This window comes from Arthrobacter sp. Y3221157, assembly GCF_059089865.1.
This window is the reverse complement of sequence record NZ_JBNHFD010000086.1, coordinates 1-17,659: the sequence shown is the minus strand read 5'-3', so window position 1 is coordinate 17,659 and position 17,659 is coordinate 1. Positions and strand designations below refer to the sequence as shown.

General features: G+C 62.4%; 20 protein-coding genes. 14 read left to right on the top strand and 6 right to left on the bottom strand.

The genetic code is table 11. The features are described 5' to 3' along the window. The 3 genes from AC5RTT_RS16925 to AC5RTT_RS16915 all read left to right on the top strand — a co-directional run. Window positions 1-530: thiamine pyrophosphate-dependent enzyme (locus AC5RTT_RS16925; RefSeq protein ID WP_494146164.1), on the top strand; the 530-nt coding region annotated here is incomplete at its 5' end. A gap of 409 nt (window positions 531-939) precedes the next feature. Further along, window positions 940-1,968 (top strand): hypothetical protein, encoded by a 1,029-nt coding sequence (locus AC5RTT_RS16920; protein WP_494146163.1) that lies wholly within the window; start codon window positions 940-942, stop codon window positions 1,966-1,968. A gap of 908 nt (window positions 1,969-2,876) precedes the next feature. Continuing rightward, window positions 2,877-3,614: a hypothetical protein gene (locus AC5RTT_RS16915; RefSeq protein ID WP_494146162.1), complete on the top strand. Its 738-nt coding sequence runs from the start codon at window positions 2,877-2,879 to the stop codon at window positions 3,612-3,614. A gap of 174 nt (window positions 3,615-3,788) precedes the next feature. Here AC5RTT_RS16915 and AC5RTT_RS16910 read toward each other — a convergent pair whose 3' ends face one another. After that, a complete protein-coding gene (locus tag AC5RTT_RS16910; RefSeq protein WP_494146161.1) occupies window positions 3,789-3,959 on the bottom strand; it encodes a hypothetical protein in 171 nt (56 codons plus the stop codon). 21 nt (window positions 3,960-3,980) lie between these two features. Between AC5RTT_RS16910 and AC5RTT_RS16905 the strand changes: the two genes are divergently transcribed. The 5 genes from AC5RTT_RS16905 (at window position 3,981) to AC5RTT_RS16885 (ending at window position 7,057) form a co-directional block, all read left to right on the top strand. Next, window positions 3,981-4,406, top strand: coding sequence for an ester cyclase (locus AC5RTT_RS16905; protein WP_494146160.1), 426 nt, complete (start codon window positions 3,981-3,983; stop codon window positions 4,404-4,406). 116 nt (window positions 4,407-4,522) lie between these two features. Then, window positions 4,523-5,356, top strand: a complete 834-nt coding sequence (locus AC5RTT_RS16900; RefSeq protein ID WP_494146159.1) for a DUF6994 family protein — start codon at window positions 4,523-4,525, stop codon at window positions 5,354-5,356. A gap of 171 nt (window positions 5,357-5,527) precedes the next feature. After that, window positions 5,528-5,767: a hypothetical protein gene (locus AC5RTT_RS16895; protein WP_494146158.1), complete on the top strand. Its 240-nt coding sequence runs from the start codon at window positions 5,528-5,530 to the stop codon at window positions 5,765-5,767. A gap of 347 nt (window positions 5,768-6,114) precedes the next feature. Continuing rightward, window positions 6,115-6,300 (top strand): hypothetical protein, encoded by a 186-nt coding sequence (locus AC5RTT_RS16890; RefSeq protein WP_494146157.1) that lies wholly within the window; start codon window positions 6,115-6,117, stop codon window positions 6,298-6,300. Between the two features lie 136 nt (window positions 6,301-6,436). After that, a complete protein-coding gene (locus AC5RTT_RS16885; protein ID WP_494146156.1) occupies window positions 6,437-7,057 on the top strand; it encodes a hypothetical protein in 621 nt (206 codons plus the stop codon). A 26-nt stretch (window positions 7,058-7,083) separates the two neighbouring features. On the opposite strand, the gene AC5RTT_RS16880 is transcribed toward AC5RTT_RS16885, so the two are convergent. The 3 genes from AC5RTT_RS16880 to AC5RTT_RS16870 are packed head-to-tail and all read right to left on the bottom strand — an operon-like array spanning window position 7,084 to window position 10,148. After that, window positions 7,084-7,863: a carbon-nitrogen hydrolase family protein gene (locus tag AC5RTT_RS16880; RefSeq protein ID WP_494146155.1), complete on the bottom strand. Its 780-nt coding sequence runs from the start codon at window positions 7,861-7,863 to the stop codon at window positions 7,084-7,086. Between the two features lie 47 nt (window positions 7,864-7,910). Next, window positions 7,911-9,260: an APC family permease gene (locus AC5RTT_RS16875; RefSeq protein WP_494146154.1), complete on the bottom strand. Its 1,350-nt coding sequence runs from the start codon at window positions 9,258-9,260 to the stop codon at window positions 7,911-7,913. Between the two features lie 9 nt (window positions 9,261-9,269). Then, entirely contained in the window at window positions 9,270-10,148 is an 879-nt protein-coding gene (locus AC5RTT_RS16870; RefSeq protein ID WP_494146153.1) for a carbon-nitrogen hydrolase family protein, read from the bottom strand. A gap of 97 nt (window positions 10,149-10,245) precedes the next feature. Between AC5RTT_RS16870 and AC5RTT_RS16865 the strand changes: the two genes are divergently transcribed. The 6 genes from AC5RTT_RS16865 to AC5RTT_RS16840 all read left to right on the top strand — a co-directional run bounded on the left by AC5RTT_RS16865 (window position 10,246) and on the right by AC5RTT_RS16840 (window position 15,208). Further along, window positions 10,246-11,007 carry a FadR/GntR family transcriptional regulator gene (locus AC5RTT_RS16865; RefSeq protein ID WP_494146152.1) on the top strand — a complete coding sequence of 254 codons (762 nt, stop codon included), beginning with the start codon at window positions 10,246-10,248 and terminating at the stop codon, window positions 11,005-11,007. A gap of 165 nt (window positions 11,008-11,172) precedes the next feature. Further along, window positions 11,173-12,417: an ROK family protein gene (locus AC5RTT_RS16860; protein WP_494146151.1), complete on the top strand. Its 1,245-nt coding sequence runs from the start codon at window positions 11,173-11,175 to the stop codon at window positions 12,415-12,417. Between the two features lie 115 nt (window positions 12,418-12,532). Further along, a complete protein-coding gene (locus AC5RTT_RS16855) occupies window positions 12,533-12,991 on the top strand; it encodes a PTS sugar transporter subunit IIA (RefSeq protein WP_494146150.1) in 459 nt (152 codons plus the stop codon). Between the two features lie 40 nt (window positions 12,992-13,031). Further along, on the top strand, window positions 13,032-13,304 hold the full coding sequence (locus AC5RTT_RS16850; RefSeq protein WP_494104334.1) for a PTS sugar transporter subunit IIB: 273 nt from the start codon (window positions 13,032-13,034) through the stop codon (window positions 13,302-13,304). Between the two features lie 75 nt (window positions 13,305-13,379). Next, on the top strand, window positions 13,380-14,873 hold the full coding sequence (gene ulaA / locus AC5RTT_RS16845; RefSeq protein WP_494104333.1) for a PTS ascorbate transporter subunit IIC: 1,494 nt from the start codon (window positions 13,380-13,382) through the stop codon (window positions 14,871-14,873). A 53-nt stretch (window positions 14,874-14,926) separates the two neighbouring features. Then, window positions 14,927-15,208, top strand: a complete 282-nt coding sequence (locus AC5RTT_RS16840; RefSeq protein ID WP_494146149.1) for an HPr family phosphocarrier protein — start codon at window positions 14,927-14,929, stop codon at window positions 15,206-15,208. A gap of 64 nt (window positions 15,209-15,272) precedes the next feature. On the opposite strand, the gene AC5RTT_RS16835 is transcribed toward AC5RTT_RS16840, so the two are convergent. Together AC5RTT_RS16835 and hisC are read right to left on the bottom strand one after the other, a co-directional pair. Next, window positions 15,273-16,685: an amino acid permease gene (locus tag AC5RTT_RS16835; protein ID WP_494146148.1), complete on the bottom strand. Its 1,413-nt coding sequence runs from the start codon at window positions 16,683-16,685 to the stop codon at window positions 15,273-15,275. A gap of 44 nt (window positions 16,686-16,729) precedes the next feature. Next, on the bottom strand, window positions 16,730-17,659 hold a 930-nt coding region (gene hisC / locus AC5RTT_RS16830; RefSeq protein WP_494146147.1), incomplete at its 5' end, for a histidinol-phosphate transaminase.

Genomic DNA, 17,659 nt, shown 5'->3' with positions numbered 1-17,659 from the left:
GCGGGCACTTCATCGGCTGGGCACCCATGTACTGGAACATCCCGCGGCCGCAGGACCTGGTGATGGTGGGGACCGCCTTCCAGTCCATCGGGCTGGGCTTGGCCAGCGCCGTCGGCGCTGCCCGTGCCGTAGAGGACGGCCGCACCTTGGTGCTGGCCGCCGGCGACGGCGGTTTCCTCATGGGCCTGGCCGATCTCGAATCACTGATCGGCGCTGCCCGCAGCGCGATCGTGGTGATCTACAACGACGCCGCCTACGGAGCCGAAATCCACCAGTACGGCTCGCAGGGCCTGACCGAAAAGCCCATGCTGATCCCCGAGGTCGACTTCAGCGGCGTTGCCCGGGCACTCGGGGCTAAGTCCGCCGTGATCCGGTCTCTGTCGGACCTCTCCGCGCTGCAGAACTGGATCGACGCCGGCGCCAAGGGCACCTTCGTGGCTGACTGCCGGATCACCTCTACCGTCTGCGCGCCGTGGCTAACTGAATGGATGAACGCGACCCGAACTGCAAAGGCGACAGTGGCGGGGTAGCTAGGTTCTGTTCAAAGGCATTCGCCCAAGTCAGACGTGGGAGAGGTTCACATCGGGCCAGTGCATATTTCGGAAGCTGCATCAAATTATCGAACTGCCGATAACGTACTGGATGGCTGCCGCGAAGGCTTGCTGGAGCCCAACGGAAGCGAATTCAGCCCTATTGTCAGTAACGACGCCTACCGTAGCAGCTAGGGACACAAGGACCGCTTCCGAAGGATGGAACCTTTGCACCGCACTCCCCGACTACGCATGCGATCGGCTCGCGCGGAACAAAAGGCGGAGATACTGCAACTCGCGTACTATCCAAACCTGTTCCGTTCAAGTCCATGGTAGATCAGGATCGAATTGAACAAGTCTTTGCGTACCTCGTCGATGAGGGGTCGATTTTTCGTGGTCAAATAAGACCGTGAAAAACACCATGACACTAAGCGATTTCGTCCCGGGCCTTGAACAACTCAACTTGGCTCTCGCGGAATCCAGCAGCGAAAGCGATTCAGATTATTTCGCTCGACAGCGGGCACAAGATGTAGCGGTCATTTGGTGGGATTCCGTTGCCGATGATTATCACTTCATGGAAATGTACGTAGAGTTCGTACTCAATGGCGCTGATGAGATTCAGGACTACAAAGTTACGCTCAGCAACTTGGAGCAATCTATACGTGAGCGCAAGGATCGTGACACGGAGATATGGGCCGACAGGCTCTTAGGCATCCTCAAGGCATATGTTTCAAAGGTAAAAAGTCTCACATTGCAGCGGGTTCGTTCTGGCGGCGCTAAGCCGGAAGGTGTGGAACATGCAGATTTCTCAGCCCATATGGAACTTCGTGCCGTCAGCCTTCTCATTGCACGCATAGAGAACGTTGACTACTCACTGCAACTCCGCAAGGCGGTGCGAGACTCTAGGCAGGACGCTGCCGATGCACATACGGCAGCCGAATCGGCCCGGAACGCAGCTGGGATGGCATCCGGGTCCACGCTGACGGCAAGATTCAACTCGCTGGCAAGCCGACACTTCTGGGCGGCAACCTCGTTTCGTATCCTTACCGCGGCCGGCGTGATCTTTGGACTATGGTTTGCGTTAGAAGTCTCTATTGGGGAGACAGTGGCTGGGCCTGTCGGTTCGCCAGGCCATGCCATTCTTCGCATTTCGCTCCTGGCAGGCGTGTTGGGGCTAGCCACCTACTTCGGAAGGCAAGCTGCCTACCATCGAGACGTAAGCACATGGGCCCGAACAATCAAAGAACAGTTGCTGACCTTTGACGGATACATGGAGCCGGTCACGGACGATGAGCTTCGTCACCAGATGCGGGCGGCTTTCGCCGCACGCGTCTTTGGTCCGTCTCCCGAATCTAAGGAAGACGGGAGTGTCACCCTCAGCTCGCCCGTGCTAAGTGAACTCGCTACAGCGGTTGCCAAAGCAGGAGCGAAACCGTAGACATCTGTCGTGGCAGATTTCGGCGAGGAGGAGCTACGGGCACAGGTCCAGGCCCTTGCCAACACCAGTCAGCTTCAGGCGGTATTGATCGAGCACCTGCGGCAGGGCGACATTGACCCCAGCCCACTTTTCCCTAGTGGGGGAGGGCAGGATCATGGCGGGGCTGCTCAGAGGTGAGGGACTTCTCGGGCGAGCGTGGGAGTGTGAGCAACAAGGAGAAGGTAGGTCGACCTTGTACCCCCATCCCGTAGCCAATAATCTTGCTACCAGCACGTTGGTCCGCCCAGTTGCAGCTGAACGGACCAACAACGTCCTACTGGATGAGAAAGCGTGCCATAGTAAGCACAATCTGGAGGGCTAGGAGCGCCTGGGTAGCGAAGTTCCGGCCTCCAGATTGTTTCTTCCTGCACCTGCGGCAGCAGCTGTTTGAATGCTTCTTCATCTCACCTCCTCTGGTTCGTCTCTGAAGTATTACTGCGGGCCAGCGGTATTTCCACTACACTGAAAGCGCGGCTAAAGCCGCCAGTCTTAGAGCGATACATAGAGATAGCGGGAATACAGGCGGCTTTAGACGTTCAGCCTGTTACGTCGGAAGTTGCTGTGAAATGACACTGATCTACGATTCCTCCCGGTGGGCGACGCCCAAGGAGCGAGCGGCCTTCGAGGCCCGCCTCCAAAGATTGCGAGGTGCGTTCGGGGAAGCCGTGGAACGAACATCGGCAAAGACCAGAGAAACATTTCCGGTGGAAAGCGCTCTTGCCCGCGGCTTTCGCGTACGTCCTAGTTTCAGCTACAGATCCAGCCCCGCTCCTGGTGGCTACTCGGACCGGAAGGTCCCACCGAGGCGGTTCCGTCCCCCAGCCACCCGAATTTCATCGAGCCAGGGTTCCGCCCTTCGGTTCTTCCTCATGACGTTGGCCGTTGCGCAGTTGACTAAACGTGCAGGTGCACATCCCGATCACATGCCGCTCGTAGGTTCCTCGGACACACCTGGATGGACTGACTTCGTTGCTACCGACGCACAGGACCAAGGCAGGGGGAACGTCTATATTCCGGCGAAAGAAAAACGCGCGAGGTCAATCCGCTCCAGCTTAAAAACACTCGACTCCGCGGGGCTTGTCATTTTGCAGGAATCCACGGGGGGTCGAGGACGCTACGAAAATTTTCTGCTGTTGGACGAAGCGGGTCGCCAGTTGAACGAGGCCGGCACGCGATTGAATGAGGTCGAGCTCTATAAAGTGCCCAAGGCCGGGATTCCCACCATAAATTTGCCGGCTGACTTCATCAAAAACTCATGGTTGCATGTCTTGGAAGATTCAGAAATTTCCCTGCTGCTCATGATTGCATATGGCCGCGGCAGGTTACCAGACGAGGATGGATATGTTGCCATTCCTTCTGAAACACGGCTTCGCCACTATGGCATTGGCCGCGATCCCTTCTCTCACGCCCGAAAGACCTTGGAATGGCTTGGGCTTGTGGATGTTCGGGAAGTAGGTCGTCATGATGACGGAAAGGCCGAGGGCGAGGACGGGCCCTTCTTGCATAGGTTCTCCCTGAAACCTGATGGCTTTGCACAACCAGGCCTAGCGACCGTCATATCGACTTTGGAAGAACAGATCCGGAGAGCCGAGAAATGGTCCGCATAGCCCCGCAAGGAACACCACCTAGAGGGCTGTACGAAGGCTGACCACTGTTCCAGCCATATGATGCCTGGCCTTTAGGCCTCGAATTACTTTCACGGACTTCGTCGCGCACCTCACCGGTACGTAAGTCGACGTAGCCAGCCAGCGACGGGTCCACGGCCCCTTCCTGCACGGTGATCAGCATGTCAAGGTCAACGGCACCACACGGCCTGCTAGCGGTTCGCGGCGCAGAACGGCCAGCACGTCCTCGGCCAGCACCCGGTCATCGGCGCCGTCGCGCCACGTCAACCGGTTGATAACCGACAGCGCCACCGGCTCTGCTTCCTGGCGTCTCTGTTCCAGCGCCATCGGGATGCCCACCCCTACCTGTTGCAGAGCGTCATCCAGGACCGCGTCCGTGACGGCCTCAACATGCCCGCCCATGCCTGGAAAGCCATCCTGAAGGGGCTCAGCCAAGCCACACCACCCACCGAATCCGGGACCATCGGGCGCGATGCCATCACCGGCTACCTCTTCGCGTACTGGGAAGCCATGAACGACGTGCGGTACGACCACGTGGCCAGGTACGAAGCGGGAGACGTGGCGGTCTATGAAGGCTTTGTAGTGGGAACCAACACCGGGGCTTTGCACCTGCCATCCGGCGAAACCCTGCCGGCCACCGGCAAAACGCTCCGGGTCAGGAGCTGCGACGTGACGACGGTCCGGGACGGCGAGATCACGTCCCACCACTTCTACTTCGACCAGCTGGAGTTCCTGGCACAGCTCGGGCTGATGCCCGCGTTATCGCCGCGCTGAGCCGTCCCCGCAGGGCGCGGGAAAGATCAACGCAAGATTGCCCCAGCACGAGCCGTCGCAATCCCCCGGGCAAATAGCATCAAACCATTAGCCGTAACGTTTGATGGGGGAACACGATGACGGAGTCCGGCCCTGCCAACGCACCAATGGAGAATGACCCTTCAGCGACAGATCCTTTGGATCCAGGATCAGTACCGGTCTTCGATATCTCATTCGATTTCAAAACCGATAGGCCTGCAAAAAATAGGCCCGACGCCGATAGGGACAGTCCAAAGCTCCGGTCAATTCACGAGCTGCTGTGGACCAAGCGGCTCAACTCCGGGATCCTTTTCGCACCCAAAGCACCATTGCGTCGCCGGGACGGTTACTTGATATTCGCTGACTCCTCCGGGACCAGGTATTGGTACGGCAGCGACGCCATTACCAACTCCTACAGCAGGTGGCTACGACCGAAACCGCTGGCCGCAGCCATCGCCGGCATGAACGAGGAGCAGCGGGCCCAATACCTTAACCCTCCGTACACCATCGGCAGTGCCATGATCTGGCCGGTCAGGTCGAAGGACCTGCCCACAATGAACACGGCCCGAGGGTTGAGGCGTGTGATCGCGGATCGGATGGACCTCACCCTCGAATGCATCCGCCGTCACTATGCAGGAGAGCCAGGGAGTCCCCTCGCCGACGTCACTCACGCCTATGTGGACTTCTTCGCCCTCTTCGACGGGTTTCAGGAGTTCGTGGATTTCTTCCACTTCCAGGACCTCGTGACGCCGGACTACGCGCAGATCCGCTTCTACCTGCCGTTCAAAAACTTCCAGCGTGCCGGAACCCCCTCCACCACTGAGGAGTACGTGGCATACCGGGAGGCAACGCTGGAGTTCATCGACAAGCGGAGCCGCCGGATGGCCAAATGGATCACGGAAAACCACCCTGACATAGAGGTCCTCGACTAACGCCGCGACAGCGCAAACTGACATGGCTACGGGAACGACCCGGGGTGTACTCGCGCTGCGCTACGGCGTGGTCTCGGTCCTGTTGATCAGCGCTCCACCTGGTCACGTTGTGGTTCTACTCAAGGGGGTTTTCCGAGGCCAGACAAACGTTCCACTCAGGCCTTCCCGAGGATGTGGGCTTCTTTTTACGTCCTGACCTTTGCCCCTACGATCATTGGCCTCAAGTACCTGGGGTACGACGTCGCCGTCAGGGCATTTACCAAGGGCTACAGGACGCGTTCACTGATTGCCTGCTTAATTGCCGGGTATGCTGCAGCAGTGGCCTTCGACGTCGCGTGCCTGGTTGCGTCGTCCCAACCCATCACCGATTCCGGCTTCGCCATCTTTGGCGGACTCCTGCACAGTCCCTGATCCTCGTCGGAGCCGGAGGCGTCATCGCACCCACCGTCCTCCTAAGGGCCGCCCGCCGCAGGACGGGTACAGGCAATACTCGGCCCCGTGACACGCACCCGGCAAGAAAGGTTCCGTGCGCGCCCCAAGGTGTGTGTGGCCTCTTAACGGTGCCCAGGGAACCTTCGTGGCCGACTGCCGCATTACCTCCAGCATCCAAGCGCCCTGGCTGACCGAATGGATGAAGGCTTCCCAGGCCGCAAAGGCGGCGGTGCCTGGGTAGCCTTGGTGGCCGCAATTGGGCTCTGGGCGCTGAATCATCAGCGCATGACTCCAACGGAACTATCCTCCGGCCTACACTCGAGGCTATGGCTACCTATGAACCCGCCGAACTCGCTCGGGAACTTGGCTACACCGATGAACAACGGCCCGGGAAGGTGGTCAGAGACTACCTCCGCAAGAAGTATCCGGACCACCGGAAGCATGAACGCTGGGTGCTCGATGAGGATCAGGCTGCCGATGTTCGGGCTAACGTCCCGCGAAAGGGCGACTAAGTTGCGTAGTGGCCCGTTGGGCCCGCCAGGACGAATGCCAGCACCAGAGGCAGAGAAGACAGGAGCAACAAATTCAGTGACATCTCCTCAGCCGCGCTCATTTCTGCTGCCGGATATGCCCGATACAAGACTGCTAGTGGAACTCACCAGCCACGCGAGCGATCTTTCGGAAGCCTCGCACACATTGGCCAGCGCATTCGCTGCTGGTGAGAGTTCCGAACTGTGGCTCCCGCTAACCTCCCATGCGGTGACGGCATACATTCGCCCCTTCATCCAGTCGAATGTCCGTAGGCGCCTCGACGAGATGCCGGATGTACAAGCCGTGCCCTCGTCGATGAAATGGCTGCACGAGGTGATTCGTCAGTACCGCAACACGACTATCGCGCATTCGCAATCGAATCTTGCCATGCCCCTCCCGTTTGTCCTGCTGGACGACAACGGCAAGCCAACTAAAGTTGCTCCCATATCTCTCATCAATCAGATGCCTCTGACAGTTGCCGAAACGTTTGCCGGCCTGATTACCGCCGTGGAGGACGCTGTAGAACGTGCAACTCAACCGGTTCTGGACCGTCTGGATGCATGGGCACGAAATAGAACAGCGGAGGAAGCCAAAACTTGGGACCCGCCAGAAATCGTCCACGCAGCGGCTTTGGAATTCAGTGCCGGAGAACGAAGAAGCCGGCTTCCTCGCTACACGGCATATTGGCAGGAGCAATTGGTCAGCGACGAGCAAGTAGCGGAGAGCGACCCTCAATAAACCGCGCGTCCATGTTCATCTCGCCGTTACAACCGCCGCTGCCGGAACATCGGGAACGACTCCCGCACCCGGTCCACCGTCTCCAGCGACACCTCCACCGCCCGGACACCAGCAGCCAGCCCCAGGTCAGCTTCAACAACCCCCATCGGATCCACCAGCACACTCCGGCCGACGGACACCGGCGGCGCCTGGCACACCCCCGCCACGTACACGCTGTTCTCGATCGCCCGCGCAGCGTTCAGCGCCAGCCACTGCTCCGTTTTGTGCTCCCCCGGCACCCAGGACGAGCACACCAGTAAAACCTGCGCGCCGGCGTCGGCCAGCGACCTCGCCAGCTCCGGGAACCGGAGGTCGTAGCAGGTCATCAGCCCGAACCGCACTCCCCCGTGCTCGAACACCACCGGCTCGGTGGACGGGCCCGGCTTGATGAACTTCGATTCCCCGAAGCCCTGCGCGTCGAAAAGGTGGATCTTCCGGTAAAAGGCCAGCCGGCCGCCGTCGGACCCGAAAGCGACCAGCGTGTTGTACGCCCTGCCCGGCTCGTCCGAGGTTTCCACCACGCCGGCCACCAGCGTGATGCGATGGCGCCGGGCAATGGCGGCGAGCTCGCGGCAGACGGGCCCGTCCAGCGGCTCGGCAACCGCGGGGAACGTCGCGTCCACCTTCTTTTTCTCGTAGGTGGCGTACTCCGGGAAGGCGACCAGCGCTGCGCCGTCGCGCGCGGCCTCGGCGGCAAACCGGTCGATCGCGGCGAGGTTCGCCCGAATGTCGGCGCCCGACTCCCGCTGCCCCAGCGCAATCCTCACGGCTGTTCCTTTCCTAGGCCCGTCGGCCACACTGCAAACTGCGAGCGTCAGGCGGCCGCCTCGACCGTCGCCTTCTCCGTGGCCGTCATCTCCGGCGGCGAGGCCTTGAAGCCGCGGGTGATCAGGGCCAGGACCACCACGCCCAGCACCAGCCAGGACACCCCCAGCGTAATGGCGTTGCTGTCCAGCCGGGAGAGCAGGTAGGCGCAGACGATCGCACCGATCACCGGGACCACCACGTAGGACACCGGGTTCAGCTGCTGCCCGGCCCGGCGCTGGCGCACATAGTGGAACACCACCGCGGCGTTCACCAGCGTGAAGGCGGTAAAGGCACCAAAGTTGATGAACGACGTCGACGTGGCGACGTCCAGGAAGACCGCGATCAGGCCCACGATGCCGGTGATCACCAGGTTCGCCACCGGGGTGTGGAACTTCTCGCTCAGCCGGCCGAAGACCGCCTTGGGCAGGACGGAGTCGCGGCCCATCGCATACAAAAGGCGGGAGGCACTGGCCTGCGCGGCGAGGCCGGAGGCAAACTGCGCCACCACCAGGCCCGCCAGGAACACGGCACCGAACACCTGCCCGCCGATCTGCAGGGCGATGGAGCTCGCCGCGGACGCCGAATCCTCGAACACGCCGCCGGGGTGGACCAGCTGGGTCACGTAGGACACCGCCACGAAGATGCCGCCACCGATCAGGGCCACCAGCATGATGGCGCGCGGCACGGTCCTGCGCGGGTTGATGGTTTCCTCGGTGAGGGTGGTGACGGCGTCGAACCCCAGGAACGAGTACGCGGCAATCGCGGCGCCGGCGGAGATGGTGGCGAAGCTGGCGGTGTCGTTGAAGAACGGCTGCCCGCTGGCCAGTCCCCCGGCGCCGTTGGCGGACACCACGCTGCCGATGGCCAACGCCACGAAGAACACGAGGACCAGCAGCTGAAACGCCATCAGCACATAGTTGGCCTTGTCAGCCACCTTGATGCCCAGGATGTTCAGCAGCGTGGTGATGAGGATGAAGCCCACGATCCAGACGCCGATGGGGATGCCGGGGAACTGGGCGCTCAGGTAGGAGCCGCCGATGAGCCAGATGACCATGGGCAGGAAGAGGTAGTCCAGCAGCACCGCCCAGCCCACCAGGAACCCGACCCGCGAATCGATGGAGCGGCGGACGTAGGTGTAGGCGGAGCCGGCCACGGGGTGGGCGATGGCCATTCGGCCGTAGCTGTGCGCGGTGAACAGCATGGCCACGAGCGCCACTAGGTACGCGGCGGGCGCGGCGCCGCCGGTGGTTTCGGCGATGATGCCGAAGATCCCCAGGACGATGATGGGGGTCAGGTACGCCAGCCCGAACAGGACCAGCGAGGGCAGCTTCAGCGTGCGGGTGAGGGTGGTTGTCACGGTGTTTCCTTACGGCTTGTAGGACGGCGGTGTCCAGGTGGCCGGATTGATCCGGCCTTGGTAGACGGAAAGTTCGACGGCGGGCTCCCCCTCGCGGAACTGCGACCAGGGGCGGTTGAGGTTCTCCGTGCCGTGCGTGCGGACGCGGTCGACGGCGGCCAGGTCCAGTTCCGCAGTGAGCAGCTGCGGTTGATCGTCTTTTGCTTCGGTGAGGGTATTGCCTTCCGGGTCCACGATGATGCTCTTGCCCTGGCCGGTGGGGCCGGCGCAGTTGACGCTGACCATGAACACCTGGTTGACGATGGCGTTGGCCTTCGCCAAGATCAGTTCCTGCTTGCGGTCCGGGGTGGTGGTTTTGACGACGTTGAGGATCACCTCGGCGCCCATCCAGGCGAGCTGGCGGGACACCTCCGGGTACCAGGCGTCGTAGCAGATGTTCAGGCCCACCCTGCCGATGCCGGGCAGGTCCACGGTGGTGAACCGGTCGCCGGGATCGTAGGGCTCGAACGGGCGCCAGGGGAAAATCTTCCGGTAGTAGCCGGCGAGCTCACCGTCCGGGGACAGGACCAGCTGGGTGTTGAACAGCTGCCCTTCCGGGCCGCGTTCGCAGACACTCCCGGGGACCAGCCAGATATTGAGGTCTTTCGCGAGCTGCTTGAGTTCTTTGACTCTCGGGCCATCCAGCGGTTCGGCACTCGCCTGGAGGCTTTCGGTTCTTTGTAGGTCCGGGTTTCCGTCGCCAAAGAGGTGGAGTTCGGGGAAAACGACCAGCTTGCTGTGCGGCTGGGCTTCGAGGGCTTTTTTGACCTCGTCCGCGAAGGCCGAGACGGGTTCGCCGATGAGGCGCGGCCGGGCCTGGGCAGCGATAAGGGGAAGGATGCGTTGCATGGGTTTGTCTCCGCGTTGGGGTGTGATCCGCGTTATATTAGATCAGAATGAACCAATAAAGGAAAAGGGGGCCGGCGTGGGCCGTAAAGTAGCGGATATGACCCGTCAGCTGGAGGACACCGCCGAGCCCGCCCGCCTTGGTGCTGGCAGGATGCCCGGGATGGAGCGCCGCAGCGCCATGGATGCCGTGCGCATGCGTATTGGGATGGCGATTTCGCTGGGGCTGCTAAAACCCGGCGAGCGGCTGCCGGACCAGGAGGACGTGGCCTTGGGCCTTTCGGTCAGCCCGATCACGGCACGCCGCGCTTTGGCCAGCCTGGCGGAGCAGGGTGTGGTGGTGCGCCGGCGTGGACGGGCCGGCGGGACGTTTGTGGCGGATGCGCCGCCGTCGGATGTTTTGGCGGAGCTTTCGGCATCCCCTGCTGAGTCCCAGGCCGTGAACCGGCTGGTGGACCGGCGGCTGCTGTTCGAATGCGCTGTAACCCACTATGCAGCAGTGAACGCCACAGCCGAGCAGCTGGATGAGCTGGAGCGGCTGACGCGCGAGATGGCCGAGTCGTCCGACTGGTCCTACTACCACCGGATGGACGAGCAGTTCCATCAGCTGGTGGGTACGGCGTCAGGAATGGGCACCGCCGTCGGGGTTTATCACGAGACCCTCGCCGAGCTCTACGACTACTTCATCCCCTACCCCATCGAGAAGCTGCACAAATCCAACCAGGACCACATCGCGCTGGTGGCCGCCCTCCGCGCCGGCCATGTAGAGGAAGCGGTGGAGGTCGCCCGGAAGCACGTGGACATCCTGCACCGGACGATGTTCATGGGACTGGCGAAGGACCACGCCGCCGCGTCAGGCTGATCTCAAAACCTGGGGCGCCGAAATCGCATGGCAACAACACGTCGGGACCCAGTGACGGCCCGGCCGTCCACGCGGCGAAGTTCCGAAGGTTTTCTGGATTTAGCCCCGCCGTATCCTATTTAAGCCTCGATTGGTTAGGGTACGCATGGGGGTAGGCTTTCGAATATGAGTATGCATAAATCGGGACCGGTACAGATCCCGGAGGCAGTGACCGAATCACGAGAGGTTGAAATGGCGCAATCACTTTCGACGGGATCGGGCATTGTCCTGGACCTGATCAGATCCGGGCAGGCTACCACCAGGAGTGACCTTCTGGAGCGGCTGGGATGGTCGCGAATCACCCTGGCCCGGCGGCTCGAAGAGCTGCTCAACGCCTCCATCATCATGAGCGTAGGCCAACTCGACTCACGCGGAGGACGCCCACCTGAAACGTTCGCCGTGAAGCCCGATTCTGGCGTACTGCTCGCCCTTGACATCGGCGGTTCGCACAGCATGGTGGCCATCACGGACCTGGTTTCCACGATCCTCAGCGTGGATGAAGCAGACATCGGTCCAAGCGAAGGGCCGGCTGAGATTTTTGAATGGGCGGGCCAGGTCTTCGACCACATGCTGCAACGCCTCGGAAAGACCAGGGCCGACGTCCTGGGGATCGGTGTCGGCGTCCCCGGTCCCGTTGACATCGCAACCGGCCGCCTGGCATCACCGCAGGTTGACAAGCAGTGGGATGGCGTCGCTGTCCGCGACTACTTCACAAGCAGATACGGACATGCTGTCCTTGCGGTCGACCGGGACGTAAACGTCATGACACTCGCCGAAGCAAGGCGGGGAGGAATCGGGTACCGGGACATCGTGGGCGTGAAGGCCGGCATCGGGATCGGGCTCGGGTTTGTGCTGGACGGCGCGGTGTACCGTGGCGCGCGCGGAGGAGCGGGGGACCTGAGCCGACCGCGGATCGGTGGAGGGCGCCTCCAACGGCTCGAAACTGTAGCCAGCGGAGCGGTGGTGCGCGCCGAACTGGTGGCCCGCGGCTACAAAGTCAGGACAGGAGCCGACATCGTCGAGCTTGCGAAAAGCGGGGACCACCGAACGCTGGCCCTCCTTGAGGAAACGGGAACAGCCCTTGGCCAGACGCTGGCCGACATCGTCGGCCTGATCAATCCGGATGCGGTGATTATTGGCGGGAGTCTTGCCGCAGCGGGCGAACCCTTCCTCACACCCATCCGCGAAGCCATCTATGCGGGGGCACGCGAGTTTGCCACCCAGGACCTCGCCGTTGAACGGTCCGGCCTTGGAGCTGTGGCCGGCCTGACCGGGGCATCGCTGCTTGCCCAGGACGCACTGTTCGCGCCTGACAGGATCAGTCGGCTCACCCACAGCGGAGCAAACTCTCTTGCTTTGGCCTCCACCTGACAAGATCTGCCACTGAAATACTTTGGTCTACTTATAGACTTAAGCTCTGATTCCTTGCTACGGTGATCGAACTCACATCGCCGTGATGTGATCCGTTGACTGAAGGATCCCCACCGTGGCCCTAAACCTTGCTGAAGAACTCTCATCCATTACCACCAATGTCGCTGCTTCCGACTGGAGGGAAGCCATCCGCCGGGCAGGTGATGGACTGGTGGCAGGCGGAGTCACCACAGAGGACTACACGGAACAGATGATCGCGGCCGTCGAAGAGCACGGCCCCTACATCGTTATCGCCCCGGGCGTCGCCCTCGCCCACGCACGCCCCTCCGAATCCGTCAAAAAGGGAGGGCTCAGTTGGGTCAGCCTGGCCTCCCCTGTCGAATTCGGGCACAAATCCAACGATCCCGTCTCCCTGGTTATAGGCCTCGCAGCACTTGACCACACTGCCCACATCGAAGTCCTCAGGGCAGTCGCCGGGATTCTTTCGAATCCGGCCACCCGCAGTGGCCTTGACGCCGCGGCGAGCCCGGAAGAAGTTCGTTTCCTCCTGGCGTGCGCGGCCTCCCCGAAATGAGTAACTCCAACATCACCTCTGAATTGAAAGGCAACGAACCATGAAGATCGTCGCTGTATGTGGAATGGGCATTGGGACATCAGTGCTTCTGAAAATGAACGCAGAAAAGGTTCTCCAGGATCTCGGCATCGACGCCGAAATTGAGGCCGCTGACATTGGGGTCGCCCGCGGCGCGGCGCAAACCGCGCAAATCGTGCTTACTTCCGACGAGCTCGCACCTGAAATTGGCGATGTCCCGGCAGAGGTCATTGTCATCGAAAACTTTTTCGACCTCGATGAAATCCACAGGAAACTGTCTGCCGCGGTTCGATAGTCAATGCCGGTGGTTCCTCCACTTGCAACACCAAAAGACCAACCAACATTTCAGCAATAAGGGAGTGCCTACGGCATGGACTGGCTCGTAGTAGTACTGAATTTCATAGGGCAGCAGATTCTTAATGTGCCCGCGTACCTGATCGGCATCATTACCGCAGCAGGCCTTATCGCCTTGCGTCGCAACTCGGGCCAGGTCATCGGAGGCGCGCTCAAGGCAACCTTGGGCTTCTTCATTCTTGGCGTTGGCGCCACAGTCGTTACCGGGTCACTTGATCCCCTCGGTCAACTCATCCTCACCGTTACCGGCGCCCAAGGGGTCATCCCGACGAACGAGGTCATCACAGCAATGGCCCAAGAACAGTTCGGCGCCCAAAGCGCCTATGTCCTGACTTTCGGCTTCCTCATCATGCTGCTCCTGGCGCGCTTCACTCCCTTGAAGTACGTCTTCCTGACCGGCCACCACATGGTGTTCATGGCCACAATGCTCACGGTTATCCTGTCCGTCGGCCTGGGACAAGGCCTTGACTGGCTGGTGGTGCTCCTCGGGGCTGTCCTGCTGGGCGTGATCATGGTGGTCATGCCAGCGTTCCTTCACCCGTGGACGAAGAAAATCACCGGCAATGACACCATCGCGATCGGACATTTCGGGTCTCTGGGTTACATCGCAGCAGGCGCAGTTGGACAGGCCGCGGGCAAGCGCAGCAAGTCAGCCGAAGAGATCCAGTTCCCTCAGGGGCTGAAGTTCCTCCGCGACTCCATGGTGGCCACGTCACTGTCCATGGTCCTGATCTACATGGTCTTCACCATTTGGGGACTTATCGCACTCCCGCTTACTGAAGCGCTGGCAATCTTTGACGTCCCTGATGCGGGAGCTTTCATCATGGCGGGCTTCGAACAGGCGCTGTTGTTCGGCGTCGGCGTGGCCGTCATCCTTTACGGCGTACGCACAGTACTGGGCGAGCTCGTCCCGGCCTTCCAGGGCATCGCGGCCAAGGTGGTCCCCGGCGCCAAGGCCGCACTCGACATCCCCATCGTTTTCCCCTTCGGAGCAAACGCTGTGCTCATCGGCTTCCTGAGCTCCTTCACCGGAGGCCTGATCGCCCTCGGCGTCCTCGCCCTCTGGCTGAACCCCGTCTTTGGCTTGGCCCTGATCCTTCCGGGAATGGTCCCGCACTTCTTCACCGGCGGCGGCGCCGGTGTGTATGGCAACGCAACCGGCGGACGGAGAGGAGCCATGCTCGGCGGCTTCGTGAACGGCATCATCATCACTATCCTGCCCGCCGTTCTGCTGCTCGTCCTGGGCCAGTTCGGTCTCGCCAACAGCACCTTCGGGGACGCCGACTTCGGCTGGTTCGGCACCCTCATCGGCGTCAGTCTCAGCGGCGGCCCTGCGATCGGCACCGTCCTGACCATCCTTATCGCCACTGCCCTTGTGACGGCCGCTATCGTCTTCCAACGGCGGGTCGTCGATCGTGGATGGGTTCCGGGTGCGAAGCGCGACGCCTGGCTCGCCGAAGCCCAGGAAAACGATAAGACGAAAGCCAAGCAAGAGAGTCCCGCAGCATAACGGGATTCCGGGTCTTCCTCGACCACGGCCAAACACGCAGATAAAGGAACCACATGCCCGAACGTACCGCAATGATCGCCAGTCGCGTAGGCCTGCACGCCCGCCCCGCGTCAGTCTTCGCTGAGGCGGTCAGCAAACTGGAACTGGACGTTACCATCGCTTCCGAAGGCGCAAGCTCCGACCAAGCTCTCGATGCCGCCAGCATCCTCTCCCTCATGAGTCTCGGCGCCTCGCACGGCGACGTCGTAGTACTTCGCGCCGAAGGCCCGGGCGCGGATCAAGCCCTCGACCACTTGGTTGAGATCTTGGAGACGGACCACGATGTAGAAGCCTAAAACCAGCGGGACGTTAAAACCGTCGGGGGTGGCGCGCACAAGGTGCACGCCACCCCCGATCCTGTCAGTCGATAAGCACCGGCTGCTTCCCACCGTCCGAGGATTCGACACCCGGCCGCGTGTCCCGCTTACGGTGGTTCAGCCAGTTCGCCACCGCGAGCAGCGCCACAAGCCCGAAAGTGCTCAGGAGCTGCGGACGGGAGTCCTCGCCGATGAAGCCCACGGTGAAGATCGCCGCGAGAATCAGCAGGCCAAGGGACGTCAGCCACGGGAAGCCGGGCATCCGCAGCGGGAGCTCGGTTCCGTCGCGGTCGGCGCGGAGGCGCAGCGCCAGCTGGGCCAGGAGCGCTGACGTCCACACCAGCAGGCAGGTGGACCCCACGATGTTGAGCAGGACGCCAAGGACCATCTCGGGGAAGGCCATCTCCAGCACCACCGTGACAACGCCGAAGGCGACGCTGGCCAAGACCGCGACCACCGGAACCCGGGCCTTGGACACGGACGCGAGCAGGCGCGGAGCTTCACCGCGCTCGGCCAGGGAGTACGCCATCCGGGAAGCGCCGTAGAGGTTGGCATTGAGGGCGGACAGCAGTGCTGCCACGGCCACCAAAGTGATGGCAGTACCGGCACCCGGCATGCCGGCGGCCTCAAGCACCGCGGCGAACGGGCTCTTCAGCCCCTCGGAACCCACGGGAACCACGGCAGCAATAATGAAGATCGCACCGATGTAGAACACCAGGATGCGCCACAGCACGGTCCGGACTGCCTTCTTCACGCTGCGGGCCGGCTCAGCCGTCTCGGCTGCCGCCACGGACACGATCTCGGTGCCGCCGAACGCAAACGCCACCACGAACAGCGCCGTCGCAATCCCGGCGAACCCGCTCGGCGCGAATCCGTCACCCATGAAGTTGGACAGGCCCGGCGACTGCACGCCCGGTACCAAGCCGAAGAGCAGCGCGAAGCCCACCAGAAGGAACCCGACGATCGCCGCCACCTTCAACAGGGCAAACCAGAACTCAAACTCACCGAAGTTCTTAACGCTGGTCAGGTTCACGGCGGTGAGCACCACGATAAACACAAAGGCCATCAGCCACACCGGCAGCGCCGGGAAGATCGTGGCCAGCAGGCCCGCCGCACCCAGCGCCTCGGCCGCGATCACCACCACGAGCTGCAGCCACCACAGCCAGCCCACGGTGGCGCCCGCCACCGGTCCGTAGGCCTTGGCCGTGTAGACAGAGAACGCGCCGCTGTCCGGGTTGGCGGCGGCCATCTCGCCGAGCGCCCACATCACCAGGATAATGAGCGTGCCGGCCACGAGGTAGGAGATCAGCACCGCCGGGCCGGCAGCCTGGATGCCGGCGCCGGAGCCGATGAACAGGCCCGCGCCGATGGCGCTGCCCAGGCCCATCATGGTCAGCTGGCGGGGTTTGAGCGCGGCGCCGAGGGCGCGGGCAGACGTCTTTGTCTGTTGTTCCATGGGGATTCCTCTGGTTAGTAGGTGGAACTGTTGGGGATAAAAGTTCAGGCAGCGTGGGCTTCGAGGATCCGGAGCACGCGGTTGTTGGAGGCAGGGTCGGCAACGGTGATCCGCACGCCGTCGCCCTGGTAGGCCCGGACCAGGATGCCGGCGCGGTCGAACGCGTCCACCAGCGTGGCCCGGAGCTCGTCGTCGGCGCGGATCCACAGGAAGTTGCCCTGACTCGGCTGCAGCTTCCAGCCCTGGGCTTCCAGCTGCACGGCCATCCGGACACGCTCCTGCCGGACGGCGGCCACCCGCGCTTTCATCTCCTCCCCCGCGTCCAGCGACGCGATGGCCGCCTTCTGGGCCAGCGCACTGACAGCGAAGGGAAGGGCTGTGCGGCGCAGCCCTTCGGCGATGGCCGGGGACGCAACGGCGTAGCCCACGCGCAGGCCGGCCAGTCCGTAGGCCTTCGAGAAGGTGCGCAGGATGCAGACGTTCGGGTACCGGCGGTAGAGCGCAAGGGAATCGGGGCCGCTGCCGGCGTCGGCGTATTCCACGTAGGCCTCGTCGACCACCACCAGGACGCTGGACGGCACAGCCTGCAGGAACGCTTCGATGCGGTCGTGGCTGATGGGCACGCCGGTGGGGTTGTTGGGGGTGCAGAGCAGGATCACCTTGGTCCGGTCGGTGACGGCCGCTGCCATCGCGTCCAGGTCGTGGCCCTCAGCCTCGTCCAGCGGGATGCGGACCGGCCGGGCGCCTGCCAGCTCCACCAGGATGGGGTACGCCTCGAAGGAGCGCCACGCGAAAATCACTTCATCCCCGGCGTCGCACAGTCCGGTGATGATCTGCTGGAGCACGCCCACGCTGCCGGGGCCCACCGCCACCTCTTCGGCAGTGACGCCCAGGTGCCGGGCGAGCCGTTCGCGGAGTTCGACGGCGGCGCTGTCCGGGTAGCGGTTCATAGTGCCGGCCGCTTCGGCCACCGC